General features: G+C 69.1%; 17 protein-coding genes. 6 read left to right on the forward strand and 11 right to left on the reverse strand.

Annotated features, from left to right (window positions below):
• Nucleotides 1–124 precede the first annotated feature (124 nt).
• The gene (rpoD, locus tag TRAD_RS14695) at nt 125–1,465 is read left to right on the forward strand and encodes an RNA polymerase sigma factor RpoD (protein WP_013179410.1); all 1,341 of its coding nucleotides are present in this window, start codon (nt 125–127) and stop codon (nt 1,463–1,465) included.
• 89 nt (nt 1,466–1,554) lie between these two features.
• Here the strand turns inward: rpoD and greA are convergent, their stop codons facing one another.
• A complete protein-coding gene (gene greA, locus TRAD_RS14700) occupies nt 1,555–2,031 on the reverse strand; it encodes a transcription elongation factor GreA (RefSeq protein WP_013179411.1) in 477 nt (158 codons plus the stop codon).
• Between the two features lie 280 nt (nt 2,032–2,311).
• On the opposite strand from greA, the gene TRAD_RS14705 reads away from it, so the two are divergent.
• The 4 genes from TRAD_RS14705 to murJ all read left to right on the forward strand — a co-directional run bounded on the left by TRAD_RS14705 (nt 2,312) and on the right by murJ (nt 7,827).
• Nucleotides 2,312–2,776, forward strand: a complete 465-nt coding sequence (locus tag TRAD_RS14705) for a GreA/GreB family elongation factor (RefSeq protein ID WP_013179412.1) — start codon at nt 2,312–2,314, stop codon at nt 2,774–2,776.
• 40 nt (nt 2,777–2,816) lie between these two features.
• A complete protein-coding gene (gene lysS / locus TRAD_RS14710; protein ID WP_013179413.1) occupies nt 2,817–4,301 on the forward strand; it encodes a lysine--tRNA ligase in 1,485 nt (494 codons plus the stop codon).
• A gap of 421 nt (nt 4,302–4,722) precedes the next feature.
• Nucleotides 4,723–6,174, forward strand: a complete 1,452-nt coding sequence (locus TRAD_RS14715) for a glycoside hydrolase family 13 protein (RefSeq protein WP_013179414.1) — start codon at nt 4,723–4,725, stop codon at nt 6,172–6,174.
• A gap of 72 nt (nt 6,175–6,246) precedes the next feature.
• Nucleotides 6,247–7,827, forward strand: coding sequence for a murein biosynthesis integral membrane protein MurJ (murJ, locus tag TRAD_RS14720; protein ID WP_013179415.1), 1,581 nt, complete (start codon nt 6,247–6,249; stop codon nt 7,825–7,827).
• Here the strand turns inward: murJ and TRAD_RS14725 are convergent.
• The 10 genes from TRAD_RS14725 to ndk all read right to left on the reverse strand — a co-directional run bounded on the left by TRAD_RS14725 (nt 7,787) and on the right by ndk (nt 18,476).
• Nucleotides 7,787–9,970, reverse strand: coding sequence for a bifunctional rhamnulose-1-phosphate aldolase/short-chain dehydrogenase (locus TRAD_RS14725; protein WP_013179416.1), 2,184 nt, complete (start codon nt 9,968–9,970; stop codon nt 7,787–7,789). The two genes, murJ and TRAD_RS14725, sit on opposite strands and share 41 nt — an antisense overlap.
• Complete coding sequence (locus tag TRAD_RS14730; RefSeq protein ID WP_041948186.1) at nt 9,967–10,608, reverse strand: LutC/YkgG family protein; 642 nt, start codon at nt 10,606–10,608, stop codon at nt 9,967–9,969. The genes TRAD_RS14725 and TRAD_RS14730 overlap by 4 nt, the downstream gene beginning before the upstream one ends.
• Nucleotides 10,605–12,038: a LutB/LldF family L-lactate oxidation iron-sulfur protein gene (locus TRAD_RS14735; RefSeq protein WP_013179418.1), complete on the reverse strand. Its 1,434-nt coding sequence runs from the start codon at nt 12,036–12,038 to the stop codon at nt 10,605–10,607. Before TRAD_RS14735 ends, TRAD_RS14730 begins: the two co-directional genes overlap by 4 nt.
• On the reverse strand, nt 12,022–12,813 hold the full coding sequence (locus TRAD_RS14740; RefSeq protein WP_013179419.1) for a (Fe-S)-binding protein: 792 nt from the start codon (nt 12,811–12,813) through the stop codon (nt 12,022–12,024). Before TRAD_RS14740 ends, TRAD_RS14735 begins: the two co-directional genes overlap by 17 nt.
• Complete coding sequence (rhaI, locus tag TRAD_RS14745) at nt 12,810–13,982, reverse strand: L-rhamnose isomerase (RefSeq protein WP_013179420.1); 1,173 nt, start codon at nt 13,980–13,982, stop codon at nt 12,810–12,812. The genes TRAD_RS14740 and rhaI overlap by 4 nt, the downstream gene beginning before the upstream one ends.
• Nucleotides 13,979–14,776 (reverse strand): DeoR/GlpR family DNA-binding transcription regulator, encoded by a 798-nt coding sequence (locus tag TRAD_RS14750; RefSeq protein WP_148221275.1) that lies wholly within the window; start codon nt 14,774–14,776, stop codon nt 13,979–13,981. The genes rhaI and TRAD_RS14750 overlap by 4 nt, the downstream gene beginning before the upstream one ends.
• A 78-nt stretch (nt 14,777–14,854) precedes the next feature.
• The gene (gene trxA, locus TRAD_RS14755; RefSeq protein WP_013179422.1) at nt 14,855–15,274 is read right to left on the reverse strand and encodes a thioredoxin; all 420 of its coding nucleotides are present in this window, start codon (nt 15,272–15,274) and stop codon (nt 14,855–14,857) included.
• A 73-nt stretch (nt 15,275–15,347) separates the two neighbouring features.
• Nucleotides 15,348–16,652 carry an MATE family efflux transporter gene (locus TRAD_RS14760; protein WP_013179423.1) on the reverse strand — a complete coding sequence of 435 codons (1,305 nt, stop codon included), beginning with the start codon at nt 16,650–16,652 and terminating at the stop codon, nt 15,348–15,350.
• A 54-nt stretch (nt 16,653–16,706) separates the two neighbouring features.
• Entirely contained in the window at nt 16,707–17,870 is a 1,164-nt protein-coding gene (locus TRAD_RS14765; RefSeq protein ID WP_013179424.1) for a pyridoxal phosphate-dependent aminotransferase, read from the reverse strand.
• A gap of 186 nt (nt 17,871–18,056) precedes the next feature.
• Complete coding sequence (gene ndk, locus TRAD_RS14770; protein WP_041947338.1) at nt 18,057–18,476, reverse strand: nucleoside-diphosphate kinase; 420 nt, start codon at nt 18,474–18,476, stop codon at nt 18,057–18,059.
• A gap of 107 nt (nt 18,477–18,583) precedes the next feature.
• Between ndk and TRAD_RS14775 the strand changes: the two genes are divergently transcribed.
• Entirely contained in the window at nt 18,584–18,904 is a 321-nt protein-coding gene (locus TRAD_RS14775; protein WP_013179426.1) for a rhodanese-like domain-containing protein, read from the forward strand.
• Nucleotides 18,905–18,927 lie beyond the last annotated feature (23 nt).

The following is an 18,927-nucleotide window of genomic DNA, read 5'->3' on the forward strand; positions in this document are numbered from 1 at the left end:
CAACGCCGCTCTCAGGGCTCTGCCCAGAATAGCGCCCTTGGGACTTAGGCTACCGGCGCCACCACGCGCGCCCACACGACCACACGACCACACGACCACACGATCCGCAAGGTAAGGAGACGCGATGACCGAAACCAGAACCGCTAAAGCGCGCAGCCGTTCTCGGAGCAAAGGGGGCGCCAAGGGCGAGGGCGCCGGTGCGGCGAGCGCCGGACCCGCCTGGCTCGAGCTGCCCGCGATTCAGCGGCTGCTCGAGGCGGCCACGCGTGACGGCTCGGTCAACACCGAGGAGATGACCACAGCGCTGACCGCCGCCAACGAAGCGCTCGCCGAGGGCGACACCGAAATCTCCTTTGACGACCTTATGAAGGTGCTCGAGGCGCGCGGCGTCGAGATCGCCGACCTCGCCGAAGACGAGGTGCTCGACGAGGACGAGTTCGACGAGGTCGACGCGCTCGGCGATCTGGATGAGCCCGAAGACGAGCTCGTCCGCGACCGCGAGGAGATCGAAGCGCGCGCCGAAGCGATGGCCGGTAGCCGCCTGTCGACCAACGACCCCGTGCGGCAGTATCTGCACGAGATCGGCCGGGTGAGTCTCCTGACGCTCGAGGAGGAGATCTCGCTGGCGCGCCGCATCGAGGAGGGTGAAGCGGCGCAAAAACGCCTCGACGAGGAGGGCGACAGCCTCCCCGAGAGGGAGCAGCGCGCCCTCAAACGCATCGTCGAAGACGGCGAGATGGCCCGGCAGCACCTCATCGAGGCGAACCTGCGGCTGGTCGTCTCCATCGCTAAAAAGTACACCGGGCGGGGGCTCTCGTTTTTGGACCTGATCCAAGAGGGCAACCAGGGTCTTATCCGCGCGGTCGAGAAGTTCGAGTACCGCCGCCGCTACAAGTTCTCGACCTACGCGACCTGGTGGATCCGGCAGGCCATCAACCGCGCCATCGCCGACCAGGCGCGCACCATCCGCATCCCCGTGCACATGGTCGAGACCATCAACAAGCTCACCCGCACGGCGCGGCAGCTGCAGCAGGAGCTCTCGCGCGAACCCTCGTACGAGGAGGTCGCCGAAGCCATGGGGCCGGGGTGGAGCGCCGAAAAGGTCGAGGAGGTCTTTAAAGTGTCGCAGGAGCCGGTCTCCTTGGAGACGCCCATCGGCGACGAGAAAGACTCCTTCTACGGCGACTTCATCCCCGACGACAACGTCGAGTCGCCGGTCGACCAAGCCTCCAAAACGCTCCTGAGCGAGGAGCTCGAGAAAGCGCTCGACAAGCTTACCGAGCGCGAATCGATGGTCCTAAAGTTTCGCAAAGGGCTCGTCGACGGGCGCGAGCACACCTTGGAGGAGGTCGGCGCGCACTTCGGCGTCACCCGTGAGCGCATCCGCCAGATCGAAAACAAAGCGCTCCGCAAGCTCAAGTACCACGAGTCCCGCACCCGCAAACTGCGCGACTTTTTGGACTAGCGCTCTCACTTCGCCCCGCCTGCTGACGGCGAGGCCCAGAACAAAACGGGCGAGCTAAAGCTCGCCCGTTTTGCGTGCGCGCCCCAGCGCTACTCGAAACCGACCTCGACCACCGTGTACTCGCTCCGGGTACGGCCGAGCGCCAAGTTGACCTTGTCGCCGACGCGCTTGCCGAGGAGCTCACGGCCCAAGGGCGACTCGTCGGAGATGCGGTTTTCAAAGATGTCCGCTTCGTGCGTGCCCACGAGGTAGAAGGTCGTCTGCTGGCCGCTCTCGTCCTCGAGCGTCAAACTCGCGCCGAGGCGCGCGACCGCCAGCTCCCCCTCCTGGTTCTCGACGACCACCGCGCGGTGCAAGATCTCTTCGAGGTCGGCGATGCGCGCCTCGTTGGCGCTCTGCTCCATGCGCGCTTCGTCGTAGGCGGCGCTCTCGCGAAGGTCGCCGTCGGCAATCGCGGTGCCCATGTTTTCAGCGATCTGCTGGCGCTTGACCTCGACGAGGTAGCGCAGCTCCTCTTTGATCTTCTCGTATCCCTGTGGGGTCAGGTACACCGGTTTTTTGGTCACAGGGTCACCTCCTTGTGTGCCGCCCCCGCTGGCGCCCCCGTCGGGGCGGCTGTGGTAGCGGATCAGTATACCCCACCGCCGGCGCCCCGACGCCGCCAAGGGTTTTCCCAACACCCCTAGCGGTTTGCGCTAGAATGGGTCGCTAGCGCGAAACCTAGAAGGGCTCGGGGTCACGGACGACAAGTGGGCATCTGCAGCACAGCTGCCTGGCGGTAGCGTGACGGGGGGCGCTAGGTCTAGGTCGCAAAGACGTCTAGCATTCGCGACATGAGGAGGCACGATGACGCGAGAGGTTTACGTTACCCCCGAGGGGATGCGGCGGCTTCAGGCGACGCTCCAAGAGGAGTACAAGCGGCTCGAGGAGGCCACCCGCATCCTGCAGGAGCTGACCAGCTCGTCCGACGACTACGACGACTCGGGTCTCGAGGACGCCAAACAGGAAAAAGCGCGGCTTGAGCGCCGCATCGACCAGCTCGAGGAGCAGCTGAGCCGCGCCGTGGTGATCGAGGAGCACGCCCGCACACAAGCGGATCTGGGCTCGATCGTCACGCTGCAAGGCGACGGCGAGGAGATCACCGTGCAGCTCGTCGCCCCCGTTGAAGCGGAGGTGATCAGCGAGGACATCCCGCATATCTCCAACGAGTCGCCCCTAGGCAAGGCGCTGATGGGCCGCAAGGTCGGGGAGCGCTTCGAAGTCAAGCTGGGCCGGCGCACCGCCGCTTACACCGTGCAGAGCATCCGCTAGGCGCTTAGGGCGGTAACGGGGGCGGGATAAACTAGGCGCTATGGAGAAGTCCCTCAGCGAACAGCGCGCGCAGCGCCTGCGCAACCTAGACGCCCTCGCGGAGCGCGGGTTCGAGCGCTACCCCTACCGTTACCGCCCCACGCACACCGCCGCCGCGTTGCACGCCGAGCACCCTAAAGCGGCGCTGCAACCCGGCGACACCTTCCCGGGGGAGGTCACGGTCGCGGGCCGCGTGATGCTGCTGCGCGGCATGGGCAAAGCGACCTTCGCGACCCTGCAAGACGCTTCGGGGCAGATCCAGGCGTACTTTCAAAAGGACCACCTAGAGCACTACAACGCCCTTAAAAAGATAGACCTAGGCGACTGGCTCGAGGTCACGGGGACGCTCTTCGTCACCAAGACGGGCGAGCTCACCGTCCAGGCGCAGCGCTTTCGCCCCCTCGTCAAGTCGCTTCGGCCGCTGCCGGACAAGTTCCACGGCCTCGCCGACAAAGAGGTGCGCTACCGCCAGCGGCACCTCGACCTCTTGGTCTCGCCGGAGGTCAAGCGCGCCTTTGTGCTGCGCTCGCGGGCGGTGTCGTTTATCCGGCGCTACTTAGACGACCTGGGCTTTTTAGAGGTCGAGACGCCCGTGCTGCAGAGCGTCCCCGGGGGCGCCGAGGCGCGGCCCTTTACAACGCACCACAACGCCCTGTCGCACGACTTTCACCTGCGCATCTCCTTAGAGCTCTACCTCAAACGGCTGATCATCGGCGGTTTCGACGCGGTCTACGAGATCGGCCGCAACTTCCGCAACGAGGGGCTCTCGCCCAAGCACAACCCCGAGTACACCATGTTGGAGCTCTACTGGGCGGGCCGCGACTACGAGGACATCTTGGCCCTGGTCGAGGACATGTATAGCCGGCTCGTCGAGACGCTCACGGGTTCGACCAAGCTCGTCTACCAGGGCGTCACGCTCGACTTCACCCCGCCCTGGCCGCGCGTCGACTACACGGGCGAGCTCAAAAAGCGCGCCGGGATGGACTTCGACCCCTTAGACGAGGCCAAGCTGCGCGACTGGGTGCGGGCGCACCACCCGCCCAAAGAGGGGCCGGCTTTGGCGGACAGGCCCCTCAACGAGGTGTACAACAAGCTCTACGACCTCTACCTCGAGCCCTGTATCGAGCAGCCCACCTTCGTCATGGATCACCCGCTGGCCATTAGCCCGCTCGCCAAAGCCCACCGCACCCGCCCCGGTTTGGTCGAACGCTTCGAACCGGTCTGTATGGGCATGGAGCTCGGCAACGCCTTTAGCGAGCTCAACGACCCCCTGGAGCAGCGCGCGCGTTTCGAGGCGCAGCAGCGCTTACGTGAAGCGGGCGACGAGGAGGCGCACCCCTTGGACGAGGAGTTTTTGGCGGCCCTCGAGGTCGGCATGCCGCCCACGGGGGGTCTGGGGCTCGGTATCGACCGTCTGGCGATGCTCTTAGCCGACGCGCCCAGCATCCGCGACGTGATCTTGTTTCCGCTGCTGAAACCGGAGTAGGAAGGCGCTCCCCTCGACGCGATCCCGAGGCTGACGGGTAGGGCACGACCGAGGCGGTGACGCACGCTCTCGAGCGCTGTCAGGCCGAGCTGATAGCAGAACGCGACGCCGAAGCGGCCATCGCTGCCGTTAAACAGCACCATTGCCTCTACGCTTTGCCGTGCCGAGGCGGGGGGCCAACGAACAGGGGCAGCAAGAAGCGCTCGGGTTGTCGTGGTTCTCGACCCGAGCGCCCTGCTGCACGTCCCCTTTGAGGAACCCGGTAAAAAGAGAGCAGCCGTTAGCTTCTAAATCAGTCCGGCGGAGAACCGCCCTCTTTCTTGGACGACTTGAATCACACCGACCTCGCCGCCATCTGCCCCCCTTCGCACCGTGACGCGCCCGCCCACGCTGCGCCCGCGTCTCCCCTACACTGGGGCTTATGTCCGACATGTACACCCCCGAGTGGGTCAAAGACGCCGTCTTCTACCAGATCTTCCCCGACCGCTTCGCCAAAAGCGCGCGCGTCCCCAAACCCACCCACCTCGAGCCCTGGGAGATGCCGCCCACGGTGCACGGTTACAAGGGGGGGGACCTCCTGGGGGTGGTCGACAAGCTCGACTACCTGCAAGACCTAGGGGTCACGGCGCTCTACTTCAACCCCATCTTCCAGTCGGCCTCGAACCACCGCTACCACACCCACGACTACTACCGCGTCGACCCCATGCTAGGCGGCAACCGCGCCCTTAAAGAGCTCCTGGACGCGTGCCACGCGCGCGGGATGCGGGTCGTTCTAGACGGGGTCTTTAACCACGCGAGCCGCGGCTTTTTCCAGTTTCACGACATCCTCGAGAACGGGCCGCACAGCGCCTACCTGGACTGGTTTCACGTCTACACCTTTCCGCTTAACGCCTACGACAGCGACGGCGCGCTCGGTTACGCCGCGTGGTGGCAGCTGCCGGCGCTGCCGAAATTCAACACAAGCACCCAAGCGGTGCGCGAGTTTCTCTGGGGGGTGGCGACCCACTGGCTCGAGTTCGGCATCGACGGCTGGCGCCTAGACGTGCCCAACGAGATCGCCGACGACGCCTTCTGGCGCGAGTTTCGCCGCCGCTGCCGCGCTGTCAACCCCGAGTGCTACATCGTCGGCGAGATCTGGGACGACGCCGAGCGCTGGCTCGGGGGCGACCAGTTCGACGCGGTGATGAATTACCCCTTTACCCGCGCCGCGTTCGGCCTGGTGGCCGCCTCGAGCCTCAACCAGCGCGAGATCGGCCGCTGCGGCCTCCAGTACATCGCGCCTTTAGATCCCCCGGGGTTCGCCCGCGAGGTCGAGGTGCTGCTGACGCGCTACCGCCCCGAGGTGACCGCCGCGCAGCTCAACCTGCTGGGCAGCCACGACACCCCGCGCGCGCTGACCATCGTCGGCGGCGACGAGAGCGCCCTGCGCCTCGCGCTGCTGCTGCTATTCAGCTTCCCCGGCGCGCCCTGCCTCTACTACGGCGACGAGCTCGGCCTCTCGGGGGGCCACGACCCCGAGTGCCGTCAGACGGTGCCCTGGGACCATCCGGAGGGGTGGAACCGCGGGCTCTGGGAGATGGTGCGCAAGCTCGCGCACCTGCGCCTGGCGCACCCCGCGCTGCGCCGCGGCCGCTTCCGCACCCTCTACGCCGACGCCGAGCTCTACGTCTTCACGCGGGAGTTCGGGGGCGAGCGGCTCGTCGGCGCGCTTAACCTCGCGCCGTACGCGCTCGCCGCGAAACCCCTCCCCCTCGAGCTGAGCGCGGCCCGCGCCGAGCCCCTCTTGGGCGCCGGCCGCCTGGAGGCCGCAGCGGCGGGGGCCGCGCACCTCAGCCTGGGAGCGCGTTCGGGGGAGCTCTTTCAGCTGGCGTAGCGCCCCTTACCCCGGGCCCGTGGGCGAGATGTGGTTAAGTGGAGCTGGCGGTGAGAAGGGCGCCGCTCGGGCATGCAGAGCAAACACCAACGGAGGCTAGCCGGGCGCCTCGAGCGGCCCAGGGGCGGCGCGCGGGGCGCCGTGACCCTCATGATCGGCACGCTCGCAAGCCGCGTCACGGGGCTCCTCAAGCAGTCGCTGCTCGTGCAGCTCTTCGACCGCAGCGTCACCGACGCCTTTAACGTGGCGCTGCGGGTGCCCAACTTGTTCCGCGAACTTCTCGCCGAAGGGGCCCTCACGAACGCCTTCGTCCCCGTTTACAAGGGGCTCGGCGCGGCGGAGGCGCGGCGCCTCTCCGGCGCCCTGTTGAGCCTGCTGCTTTTTGTCAACGCGCTCTTGGTGCTGCTCGCGGTGTGGGCGGCGCCGTGGCTCGTCACGCGGTTGCTGGTCGCGCCGGACACGCCCCTCGACGTCCCCTTGATCATCACGCTCACCCGCATCGTCTTTCCGGTGCTCGCCGCGCTCTCGTTTTCGGCGCTGGCGATGGGGGTGCTCAACGCCGAAGAGCGCTTTTTCGCGCCCGCGTGGGCGCCCGTGGTGCTCAACGTGGTCACGGTCGCCCTGATGCTCGCCTTTCCCGGGCAGGCCGTGATGCTCGCCGTCGCGTTCGTCGTGGGGGGCGCGGCGCAGCTCCTCTTCCAGCTCCCCGCGCTCGCCCGCGCGGGGCTCCTGCCGCGGCTCGGGGTGTGGTGGCACCCGCAGCTTCTGGGCGTCCTCACCCTGATGGTGCCCTTTACCTTCTCGACCAGCGCGCGGCAGTTTCTCAACGTGGTGTCGAGCCGCCTGCTGAGCACCCTCCCCGAGGGCAGCGTCACGGCCTTTAGCAACGCCGACCTCTTTTTGAGCCTCGCGCTGGGGCTTTTTAGCATCTCCCCGGCGCTCGCCTTCTATTCGCGCCTCTCCGGGCAGACGGGCGACCCGGAGGCGTTTCGCGCGACGCTCGGGGAGGGCCTCGGGCTCATCGCCCTTTTGACCGCGCCGGCGGGGGTCTTTCTGAGCGTGTGGGCCACCCCCGTGGTGGTGAGCGTGCTCGACTGGACCCCCGTGCTGGGCGGTTCGGGGATGGGCGACACGCTCGTGCACTTCTCCGCCGCCGCGCTCTGGCCGCTCGGTTTGGCGGTCTTTCCGGTCGGCCTGAACAACCTGCTGCTGCGGACCCTCTACGCGCGGCGGCGCGTGCGGACCCCCGTGGCGCTCAGCGTCGCGTTTTTGGGGTTGCACGCCCTCCTCTACGCGCTGCTAGCCCCCCGCTACGGGCTCGTCGGGCTCTCGGCGGCGACGGCGGCGGTCGGCTGGCTGCAGCTCGGCGTCCTGCTCGCGCTGGTGTGGCGCCGCGAGCGCTTCGACCTCAGGCGGCTCTGGCGCTCGAGCCTCAAGGTGTGGCTGGCCGCGGCGCTCAGCGCCCTCTTGGTGCGGACGCTCCTCGAGCCGCTCGCGCTCCCCGGCGGATGGGTGGGGGCCGCTTTGGAGGTCGTGCTCGCCGGCGTCGGGGTGCTCGCCCTCTACGCCGCTCTCTGCGTCCGCTTGCGGGTCCCCGAAGCGGCGCGGTTCGCTAGCGCAAAAACGCCTCCGGCAACCCCCCGTCGACGCTGAGGATCTGCCCCGTGGTCTTCGAGAGCTTCGCGCTCGCGAGCAGGTAGGCCGCCTCGGCCTGGTCTGCTAGGGTGATGGGCGTCTTGGTGAGGGTGCGCTCCGCGTAGAAGGCGGCGAGCTTGCCCCGCAGCGCCTCGGTGCTCTCGTCGTCGGAGAAAGGCACGTCGTACTTGGTGAGTGAGCTCTTCACGCGCTCGCGCGGGAACATGCTGCTCCCCTCGACGACGGTCGCGGGGGCGAGACCGTTGACGCGCACCAGCGGGGCGAGCTCGAGCGCCAGCTCGCGCACGAGGTGGTTGAGCGCCGCTTTGGAGGCGTCGTAGGCCAGCGACCCCGTTTTGACCACGGCCGCGTTTACGCTGCTAGTCAAGACCAAGCTCCCCCGAAGCCCCTGCGCCTCCCACACGCGCCGCGCCTCGTCGGCCACCAGGTAGCTGCCCATGACGTTGACGTCGAAGGTGCGCCGCCACCCCTCGTCGGGGATGCGGCCCTGCGCGTCGGGGGTGACGAAGATCCCGGCGGTGACGATCACCGCGTCCACGCCGCCGTAGGCCAGCACGGCCCGCTCGAAAAGCCTCCGGACGCTCTCCCGGTCCGTCACGTCGACCTGCGCGCCGATCGCCGGACCGCAACCCGACACGCCGGTGCCGGCGACCCCGATGCCGACCCCGTGGGCGTCCGTCAGGGCCCTCGCCGCCCCTTCGGCCGCCTCGGCGCTTAAGTCAGCGCAGACCACGTGCGCCCCCTCGAGCGCGACGCGCTCACAGGTCGCGCGGCCGATCCCGCTCCCCGCGCCGACGACCACCACCACGTGGCGGGCAAATTCGCGTTCGGGGGGCATCCGGCGCAGTTTGGCCTCCTCCAGGGCCCAGTACTCGATGTCAAACGCCTCCTGCGGCGGCAGGGCGGTGTAGCGGCTCACCGCCTCGGCCCCGCGCATGACCGCCACGGCGCTCGCGTAGAACTCGGCGGTGACGCGCGACTCGCTCTTGTTCTTGCCAAAGGCGAGCATCCCGACGCCGGGGATGAGGACCACCGTGGGGTTGGGGTCGCGCATGGGGGGCGAGTCGGGGCGCCTACGCGCTTCGTAGTAGGCGGCGTAGCGGTCGCGGTAGTGCGCCAACCCCGCCTCCAGCTTCGCCACGAGCGCCCCCGCCCCCTCCTCGGGCCGCCAGTCGACGTAGAGGGGGCGGATCTTGGTGCGCAGAAAGTGGTCGGGGCAGGAGGTGCCGAGCTCGGCCAGCCGGGGGGCGTCGTGGCTGCAGACGAACTCGAGCACCTCGGGGCGCGCCTCGAGGGTGGCGATCATCCGGTTTTCCTTGGAGACCAGCCCCCGCAGCCTCGGCAGCACCCCCTGCAGCAGCGCCGCTCGCTCCCCCTCCCCCAAGGGCGCCACCTTCTGGCCGCCGAACGCCTGCGCGCCCCTGTCCTTGGCTTCCAAAAAGCGCGCCGCCCGCTCGATCAAACTTAGCGTCCGCTCGTAACACGCCTTGTCGTCGTCCGCCCAGGTGATGAGCCCGTGCTGCCCCATCACGAACCCCTTGAGCTCGGGGTTGTCGCGCAAAAGCCGCGCCATCACCAACCCGAGGTCGAAACCGGGGCGCTGCCACGGCACCCAACCGACCTCGCCCCCGTAGATCTCGCGGGTCAGGGCCTCGCCATCTTCAGCAGCGGCGATCGCGATCACCGCGTTTGGGTGGGTGTGGTCGACGTGCTTGGCGGGGATAAAGGCGTGGAGCGGGGTGTCGATGGAGGCGGCGCGCGGGTTGAGGCCGAAAGTGGCGTGCGGGTACATCCCGACCATCTCGTCCTCGATGCTGGTCTTGACGCCCCTTTCGGGCGCCGCCTCGTAGCGCGCCCTGAGCTGCGCCAGCTTGTCCAGGTAGAGCGAGGCGAAGTGCTCGCGCCCCGCGGTGCGCAGGTCGCCGCCGGAGCCCTTGACCCAGAGCACCTGGACCTCGTCGCCGCTTAGGGGGTCGCGCATGGGGAGCTTCGACGAGGTGTTGCCGCCCCCCGTGTTGGTCACGCGCTGGTCGCTGCCCAAGAGGTTTGAGCGGTAGACGAGGCGCGCGACGGGGTCTAACCCCGCGGCGACGGCGTCGTCCCAGGCGTAGGTGACGTGTTTGAAGTCGGTGGCATTCATGGAGCGCTCCTGACGAGCAACAGGACGAGGTTGCGAGGGCCGTGCACGCCCTCGACGCGACTCAGCTCGATGTCCGAGGTCGCCGACGGCCCCGAGATGAGCGTCAGCGGCCGCCGCGCCGCCCCCTCGAGCGCCGCGACCGCCTCGGGCACCGTGCCGACGATCTGGCGCTCGAAGACCACGCAGAGGTGCAGGTCGGGGAGCAGCGTGAGCGCCCGCCGCCCCTGATGGGCGCCGCCGTCTAGGACCACGGTGCCGGTCTGCGCCACGGCGAGCGCGCACCCCGTGAGCACGCCGTCCAGGTTGGCGAGCTCGAGGTGCGTCAGGGCGTGGTCGCGAACGCCGGTGACGCCCTCGGGGAGCCACGCCTCCGGCAGGTCGGGCGGCACGGCGAGCCTAGCGGCGCTGTGGTCGCGGCACACGGCGGCGACGCGCTCGCGCAGCTCCGACTCAGAGAGCCGGTGCACCGCCGCGCGGTAGTCGCTCGCGCGTTCGACGAAGTCGTGCACCAAACGCTCGCGCTCGGCGCCGCTCGCGCGCTGATAGGCACGCGGGACAGCGACCTCGCTGGGCGCCCCAGCGAGCGCCGCGCGGATGCGCCCCAGCACCGCCTCCTTGGCGTCCCCCGCGTCCGTCACGCCGCCCCCCGCGCGCGCCACCACTCGCGGAAGGTCTGCGGCGGCACCGCCCTAAGGTCGCGCACCGCCGACCACCCCGACAGCGGCGGGGGGAGGCTCGAGACGAGGCCGCGCCGCGCGAAGGGCCACTGCGCGAGCCGCGCGAGGCGCTGCGCGCGCTCGTAGCGCGCGGGCGAGGCGAACACGCGCGCAGCCGCCGCCATCGCCAAGCGCTCGGCGCTCGGCCGCTCGCGCTGCGCGTCCACGACGCGCGCGCGCAGGTGCACCAAGACCTCGGGGATGTTGATCTTGACGGGGCACACCTCAAAGCAGGCGCCGCAGAGCGAGGAGGCGTAGGGGAGCGAGGGGGCGTTCTCGAGTCCGCGGAGCTGGGGCGTGAGGATCGCGCCGATGGGCCCCGGGTAGACGGAGCCGTAGGCGTGCCCGCCCGCGCGCTCGTAGACCGGGCAGACGTTTAAGCAGGCGCTGCAGCGGATGCAGTGGAGCGCAGATCGCCCGACCGCGTCGGCCAAGACCTGCGTGCGGCCGTTATCGAGCAGCACGAGGTGAAACGCCTGCGGCCCGTCGCCCGGCGTCACCCCGGTCCAGAACGAGGTGTACGGGTTCATCCGCTCGCCGGTCGAGGAGCGCGGCAGGAGCTGCAAGAAGACCTCGAGGTCGCGCCAGGTCGGCAAGAGCTTCTCGATGCCCATGACGGTGATCAAGACCTCGGGGAGCGTCACGCACATCCGGCCGTTGCCCTCCGACTCGACCACCCCCACCGTGCCGGTCTCGGCCACGGCGAAGTTCGCCCCGCTCACGCCCACGGGGACGGTCAGAAACTTTTCGCGCAGGTAGGCGCGGGCCGCCCCCGCCAGGGCCGCCGGTTCGTCGGAGAGCTCAGCGAGCCCCAGCGTCCGCATAAAGAGCTCGCGGATCTCGGCGCGGTTTTTGTGGATCGCCGGAACCAGGATGTGCGAGGAGGGCTCGCCGGCGAGCTGGATGATGAGCTCGGCCAAGTCGGTCTCAATGGCCTTGACGCCGGCCCCGGCGAGCGCGCGGTTGAGGCCGATCTCGTCGGTCGCCATCGATTTGACCTTGATGACCTCGCGCGCGCCGTGCGCCCGCACGAGCCGCACGACGTGGGCGTTCGCCTCGGCGGCGTCGCGGGCCCAGTGAACCTCCCCGCCCGCCGCGCGCACGGCCGCCTCGAGCTGGACGAGGTAGCCGTCTAGGTTCGCCATCACCCGCCGCTTGATGGCCTCACCCGCGTCCCGCAGGGCTTCCCAGTCGGGCAGTTCACGGACGACCGCCGCGCGTTTTTCCCGGATCGTCGAGGTCGCTTTGCCCAGGTTGCGCCGCAGCTGGGTGTCGGCCAGGCTCACCTTGGCGGCCTTTTCGAAGCGCATGGGGAGCGCCACCGCCCCCCCCGTGCTAGGTGCTCGCGCCATGCGTCCCTCCCGGTAGGGGCTGGTGTGTCCCACCCTGCCCCTGCGCCGCTTCGGTCGAGGCCAGGATCTCGGCTAAGTGCACCACCCTGACCCCCGTCCGCCCGCGGCTCAGCGCCCCGCCGATATGCAGCAGACACGAGTTGTCGGCGGCGGCGCAGACCTCGGCTCTGGTGTTGAGAATCCCCCGGACCTTGTCCGAGAGCATCGCCGCCGAGGTGTCGGCGTTTTTCACCGCGAAGGTGCCGCCGAAGCCGCAGCAGGCCTCGGCGTCCTCCAAGGGCACCAGCTCGAGCCCGCGCACCCGCTCCAGGAGCCTATAGGGGGCGTCGCCCAGGCGCAGCCCCCTGAGGCTGTGGCAGGTCGGGTGGTAGGTGACGCGGTGCGGGTAGTAGGCCCCCACGTCGGTGACGCCCAAGCGGTGGACCAAAAACTCGGTGAGCTCGAAGACCTTGGGGGCGAGCTCGAGGGTGGCGCGCGCCAATGCGGCGTCCCCCGACGCGCGCGCCAGCGTGGGGTAGAGCTCGCGCACGAGCCCCACGCACGACGCCGAGGGGGCGACGACGACCTCGGCGTCTGCAAACGTCTGGACGAAGTGCCGCACCAAGGGGAACGCCTCGCGCTGATACCCCGTGTTGACGTGCATCTGCCCGCAGCAGGTCTGCGCTTCGGGAAAGTCGACCGCAAGCCCCAAACGCTCGAAAAGCGCCACCATCGCCCGCCCCGTCTCCGGAAACAGGGTGTCGGTGTAGCAGGGGATAAAGAGCGCGACCCTCACGTCGGGTAGCCCCCGCCCGCGGCGGCGGTGCCGCGCTCGCGGGCGTTGCGCGCGTCGTAGCCGCCCTCGCGCAGGGCGCGCAGGGGGTCCGCGGGGAGCCCCCGGGCCTCGCGCCACGCCCGTAAAAGGGGCCGCACGTCGGTCGCGAAGGCGTCTCGCAGCACGCCGTGCGCCCCCAACACGTCGCCCGCCGCCTGCGCCGCGCGCAGCGCCCCGACGTCGAGCTGCAGCGCTTTGGCGTACGCCTCCTGGCAATTTAAGACGGAGCGGAGCATGGCCTCGAGCTTGGGTTCGATGGCGTGGCTCTGGTCGATCATGTAGCTCACCTCCGTCGCCCCCGGCACCCCCTCCCGCTCGGCCAACACGAGTTCGGCGTAGAGGCAAAAGAGCCCGAAGGGGTCGGTCGAGCCCACGATGAGGTCGTCGTCGGCGTAGCGGCGCCCGTTAAAGTGAAACCCGCCCAGACGCCCCTCGGAGAGCAAAAAGGCGACGATCTGCTCGACGTTGGCACCCGGCAGGTGGTGGCCCAGGTCGACCAGCACGAGCGCCCGCTCGCCCAGCTTGAGGAGGTGGGCGTAGGCCATCCCCCAGTCGGCGACGTCGGTGGCGTAGAAGGCGGGTTCGAAGGGTTTGTACTCCAGGAGCAGCCGCGCCCGTTCGGGCAGGGCGGCGTAGACCTCGCTTAGAGCGTCCTCGAAGCGGCGTTTGCGCGCGCGCAGGTCGTCTTGGCCGGCGTAGTTGAGGCCGTCGGCGAACCACAGCGAGAGGTCTTTGGCGCCGGTCTGCTCGAGCACCTCGATGCACTCCAGCACGTGCGCGACGGCCTCTTTGCGCACCGCCTCGTCCGGGTGCCCGAAGGAGCCGAGCTTAAAGGCGTCGCGCTGAAACAGGTTCGGGTTGATCGCCCCGATGCCGACCCCTTGCGCTTCGGCAAAGCCTCTTAGCTCGCTCCAGTCGTCGACCCGGTCCCAGGGGATGTGCAGCGCGACGCGCGGGGCGATGCCGGAGAGCCGGTGGACGGTCGCGGCGTCGGCTACGCGCTCCCAGACGTTGCGGGCCGCGCCGGGGTAGGCGAAGGTCTTGAAGCGGGTACCGGTGTCCCCGTAGCCCCACGAGGGGGTCTCGAGGGCTTGGCGCGAGAGCGCGGCGTAGAGCTCGGCTTGGGTCATGGGGCCTCCTCGGCGACGATGAGGCGGATGTCGGCGGCCTCGAGGGCGGCGCGCAGCTCCTCGGGGGGCACCTCGTCGGTGATGAGCACGTCGATGCGCTCTAAAGGCACGATCTGGCAGAACGCCTCGCGCCCCAGTTTGGTGTGGTCGATCAGGGCCACGACCGTGCCCGCCGTGGCGATCAGCCGCTCCTTGACCTCCACCTCGGGCAGGTGCGCGTCGGTAAAACCGGCGCTCACGGTGAGGCCCTTCGCCGAAAAAAAGACCTTGTCGAGGTGAAAGCGCGCCAGCGCCCCCGTCACGAGGCTCCCGACGAACGAGCGCGCCCGCTCGTGGAAGGTGCCACCCACCAAGGTAAAGGGCACCTTGGCGGCGGCCAGGACGTTGGCCACATCGAGCCCCGTGACGACCGCGTGGATGGGGGCGCTGCCGAGCGCCTGGGCGAGGGTGAGCGCCGTGGTGCTGGCGTCGAAGCCGACCGTGTCGCCGTCGCTGATCAGCGCGCGCGCGGCGCGCGCGATCCGCGCTTTCGCGCCGACCTGTTGGGTGGCGCGCATCGCGTAGGCGACCTCGGCCCCCGCCTGCTGCATGAGCCGCGCCCCGCCGTGCACGCGCTGCAAGAGCCCCTGTTCGGCCAAGAGGTCTAGGTCGCGGCGGATGGTCATCTCGTGGACGCCCAAGCGCTTCGCGAGGTCCTTGATCCGCACGATCCGCTCGGTGAGCGCTAGGCGCAAGATGTACTGGTGGCGCTCGGCGGGCACCAGCGCACCCTCGGACGGCTGGGGGATGGTCACCCCTCAAAGGTAGCACAAAACCGCTTTTTCGAACAACGCTCTGTGCGTTTTTGTGGAGTGCGCCCGGGGCGTGTGGCCCTAACCGAGGTAGGGGGCGAGGCGTTGCAGCAGCGCCCCCTTGGGGAGCGCGCCGACGACGGTCGTGAGCGCTTGTCCGTCCCGAAAGAGCGTCAGCATGGGGATGCTCTGCACCCGGTAGCGCCCCGCGGTCTGCGGGTTCTCGTCCACGTTGAGCTTGACGACCTTGAGTTTGCCCGCCTGCTCGCGCGCGAGCTCCTCTACGACGGGCGCCACCATGCGGCAGGGGCCGCACCAGGGCGCCCAAAAGTCCACCAGCACGGGGACGGGCGCCTCGAGCTCGGCGGCGAAGCTCGAGTCGGTCGCGCTCAGCAGCCAGGGGAGCGTCGCACCGCACTTGCCACAGACCGGCAGCTGCCCTTTGGGGGGCGTCCGCAAGCGGTTTTTCGCCCCACAGCTGGGGCACACGGCGAGGTCCATGGGCGTAGCTTACGCGTTTTTTGGCGTCCCAGAGCGCCGCTGGAGGCGGCCAACGGACAACACCAGAGCCGCCTCAGCGGCCCAGCCGCGCGTAGCGCCACGACAGCGTCACGAGGCGCACCCCCATCAAGGTCGCCACCCCCCACCACACCCCGGTGAGCCCCCAACCCAGGGGCAGCACCAACAGCAGCACCAGCGCCCCGCACGCGGCGGACACGAGCATCGCCAGCGCCAGGTAGCGAAAGTCCTCTAGGCCCATCAAGACCCCGTCCCACACGAACACGAGGGCGTTAAGGGGCTGCATGAGGGCGACGAAGGGGAACACGGTGAGGACCGCGCGAACCACGGCCGGGTCGTCCGTAAAGAGGCGCGGCAGCACGGGGGCGAACAGGGCGAAGCCGGCAGCGAGGACGAGGCCCACGCCGAACCCCCACGCGAGCAGTCGGTCCGCGACCGCTCGCGCCCGCAACGGTTGCCCCGCCCCGCGGTAGCGCGCCACGAGCGCCTGCGCCGCGACGGCGAGCGCGTCGACTACGAGCGCCAAAAAGAGCCAGAGCTGCGCGGCGACCTGGTGCGCGGCGACCTCGAGCACCCCCACGCGCGTCGCCACGGCCGTCGCCAGGGTCAGCGTGCTGAGCAGGGCGGCCGTGCGCACCAGCAGCTCCCACCCGACGCGCACAAAGGGGCGGAGCTCGGCGAACCGCGGGAGGGCCACGCTGATCCCCAGCGCGCGGCGGCGCGCGAACAGCACCCACACAAACCCGAGCGCCCCCGCCCACTGCGCGACCACCGTCGCCCAGGCCGCGCCGGCGAGCCCCCAGCCGAAGCCGAAGATGAACAGCGGGTCGAGCGCGACGTTGACGAGGTTAAGCCCCAGCGTCAGCAGAAAGGGCGTGCGCGTGTCCTGGTAGCCGCGAAACGCCCCGTTGCCGGCAGTGATCAGCAGCAGCGCGGGCCCCGCCAGCGCGCGGACGCGCAGGTAGCCGAGGGCCGGACCCACGAGCTCCTCGCCCGCGCCCATCAGGCGCAGGAGGGGTGCGGCGAAGAGCTGCAAGAACGCTACGGCGAGCCCTCCGGCGAGCAGCGCGAGCGTCAGCGCCTGCACCACCGCGCGCCCCGCCGCCTCGCGGTCGCCGCGGCCCAGCGACCGCGCCACCATCGGCGTGGTGCCGTAGGCCAAAAAGTTAAAGACGACGAAGGCGAGCGAAAAGAGGGCGGTGTTCACCCCCAGCGCTGCCAGCGGCACCGACCCGAGGCGCCCGACGAAGGCCGTGTCGACGAGCGACACCAGCGGGTCGGCGGCGAGCGTCCCCAGCGCGGGCAGGGCGAGGGCGAGGATGTCGCGGTCGTAGGGGTTGACGCGGAGGGGGCGGAGCACGGCCCAGTCTACCGCCCGAGGTGTCAAGGAACGTGCTCCGAAAGGGCCTGGGAACTAAACGCTCGCCCCCACAAACGCCCCCAACCGCTCCAAAGCCTTCTCGATGTTCTCCATGCTGGTGGCGTACGAAAACCGCGCCTGACCGGGCGCTTCGAAGTCGGTCCCGGGGACGACCGCGACGTGCGCCTTTTCGAGCAGCAGCGTCGCCGCCTCCGTCTCGTCCGGGTGAATGGGCGTCAGGTCGCTCATGACGTAAAAGGCGCCCTGCGGTTTGGGGGTGTGGAGCCCCAAACGGTTGAGCCCCTCGACGAGGCGGTCGCGCCGCGCCACGTACGCCCGTTTGGTCATCGCGATAAAGGCGGCCGTCTTCTCGACCTCATTGAGCGCCGCCGTGACCGCGTACTGCGCGATCGCGTTCGCGTTGCTCGTCACCTGCCCCTGAAGCTTGCTCATCGCCTTGATGAGCCGCTCGGGACCGGCGCCGTAACCGATACGCCACCCCGTGAGCGCGTACGCTTTGCTCGCCCCGTGGATGATCAGCGTGTGCTCCGGCGCGAAAGCCGCCCCCGAGACGAACTCGCCCTCGTAGACGAGGTGCTCGTAGAGGTCGTCCGAAAAGAGCCACAGGTCGTGTTCGGCGGCCAGTTCGGCGATCCCCCGCACCACCTCGGGCGGGTAGACCGCGCCGGTCGGGTTCGAGGGCGAGTTGAGCACGATCACCTTCGTGCGCGGGGTGATGGCCTCGCGCACGGCCTCGACGCTCGGTACGAAACCGTCCTCGGGGCGGGTCGGGACGGCGACCGTCACGCCGCCCGCGAGCTGCACCTGCGCGGGGTACGAGACCCAGTAGGGCGCCGGTACGATGACCTCGTCGCCGGGGTTTAAAACCGCCATAAAGCCGTTGTAGAGCACCTGTTTACCGCCGGTGCCCACCGAGATCTGCGCCGGGGTGTACGAGAGCCCGTTTTCGCGCCGAAACTTTTCGCAGACCGCTTCGCGCAGCTCGGCCGTGCCCTCGGCGGGGGTGTACTTGGTCAGCCCCTTGTCGATGGCCTCGTGCGCGGCCGCCAGCACGTGCTCGGGCGGCGCGAAGTCGGGTTCGCCGGCCGTCATCGCGACCACGTCGACCCCGCTGCGCTGCAGCTCTTTGGCCTTGGTGTTAAACGCCACCGTGGACGAGGCTTTGAGTTTTTTGAGGGCTTCGGAGAGTTCGGGCATGCGTAGACCTCCCTGCGCGTAGAGGCAGCCGGTGCGGCCTCCCATGCCCCGATTGTAGAGGTTCGCGGCGCTGGCTGCTTGACGGTAGGCCTTGGCAGCGCCTTCCACGTCGAAGCGCCGGTCGGGGTTACAGCAAAAGCCGGCCCACGCCGAGGTTTCAGCGTGGGCCGGAAGGCTAAAAGGCCTTTAGAGCAGCTCTTCGGGTTTAAAAAAGATCCCGATCTCGCGCTCGGCGGTCTCCGGCGCGTCCGAGCCGTGGACGATGTTCTCGTCGATGGTCGCGGCGAAGTCGCCGCGCAGCGTGCCGGGAGCGGCGTCTTTGGGGTTCGTTGCGCCCATCATCTTGCGCCACTCGGCGATCGCATTCTCCCCCTCGACGACCATCGCCACCACCGGGCCGGAGGTGATAAACGACACTAGCCCCTCGAAAAAGGGTTTGCCTCGGTGCTCGCCGTAGTGCTCCTCGGCGGTCGCGCGGGGGATCTGCATGAGCTTCATGCCGACGATCTTAAAGCCCTTGTGCTCGAGCCTGCGGAGAACCTCACCGACGAGGCCGCGCTTGACGCCGTCGGGTTTGACCATTGCGTAGGTGCGTTCAAGTGCCATAACGCGCCACTTTACCATAGAGGTCTGCAAGGCCGCTCTGAGCCGTCTACGCCACTTCGGACGCTGCGCAAACATTGGGCGCGCACGCACCCGCTATAGTAGGGCTCATGGCCGAAGACACGACCCCCGAGATCTCCGTTCACGAGGCTCAACGACGCATCCAGGAGGGCGCGCTGCTGCTCGACGTGCGCGAGCAAAACGAGTTCGACGAGCTGCGCATCCCCGGCGCGCAGCTTTTGCCGCTCTCCGAACTCACCGCCCGCGTCGACGACCTGCCCAAAGACCGCCCCATCGTCGCGCAGTGCCGGAGCGGCAAGCGGAGCGCCAAAGCCACCGACTTTTTGCGCGAGCAGGGTTTTGACGCCGTCAACATGGAGGGCGGTATCCTGGCCTGGCGCGACGAGGGGTTGCCGGTCGAGGAGGGTTGAGCGCCCCCAAACCCCCAAGGGCC

The organism is Truepera radiovictrix DSM 17093, from assembly GCF_000092425.1.
In the GTDB taxonomy this organism is placed as follows: domain Bacteria; phylum Deinococcota; class Deinococci; order Deinococcales; family Trueperaceae; genus Truepera; species Truepera radiovictrix.

Bases quoted from the DNA above. Each gene is read 5' to 3' on its own strand.
- trxA (WP_013179422.1), bottom strand. From the start codon at position 15,274: ATGGACCTCGCCGTGTGCCCCAGCTGTGGGGCGAAAAACCGCTTGCGG.
- TRAD_RS14735 (WP_013179418.1), bottom strand. From the start codon at position 12,038: ATGGCGCGAGCACCTAGCACGGGGGGGGCGGTGGCGCTCCCCATGCGC.
- TRAD_RS14765 (WP_013179424.1), bottom strand. From the start codon at position 17,870: ATGCCCGAACTCTCCGAAGCCCTCAAAAAACTCAAAGCCTCGTCCACG.
- murJ (WP_013179415.1), top strand. From the start codon at position 6,247: ATGCAGAGCAAACACCAACGGAGGCTAGCCGGGCGCCTCGAGCGGCCC.
- ndk (WP_041947338.1), bottom strand. From the start codon at position 18,476: ATGGCACTTGAACGCACCTACGCAATGGTCAAACCCGACGGCGTCAAG.
- rpoD (WP_013179410.1), top strand. From the start codon at position 125: ATGACCGAAACCAGAACCGCTAAAGCGCGCAGCCGTTCTCGGAGCAAA.
- TRAD_RS14725 (WP_013179416.1), bottom strand. From the start codon at position 9,970: ATGAATGCCACCGACTTCAAACACGTCACCTACGCCTGGGACGACGCC.
- lysS (WP_013179413.1), top strand. From the start codon at position 2,817: ATGGAGAAGTCCCTCAGCGAACAGCGCGCGCAGCGCCTGCGCAACCTA.
- rhaI (WP_013179420.1), bottom strand. From the start codon at position 13,982: ATGACCCAAGCCGAGCTCTACGCCGCGCTCTCGCGCCAAGCCCTCGAG.
- TRAD_RS14775 (WP_013179426.1), top strand. From the start codon at position 18,584: ATGGCCGAAGACACGACCCCCGAGATCTCCGTTCACGAGGCTCAACGA.
- TRAD_RS14705 (WP_013179412.1), top strand. From the start codon at position 2,312: ATGACGCGAGAGGTTTACGTTACCCCCGAGGGGATGCGGCGGCTTCAG.
- TRAD_RS14715 (WP_013179414.1), top strand. From the start codon at position 4,723: ATGTCCGACATGTACACCCCCGAGTGGGTCAAAGACGCCGTCTTCTAC.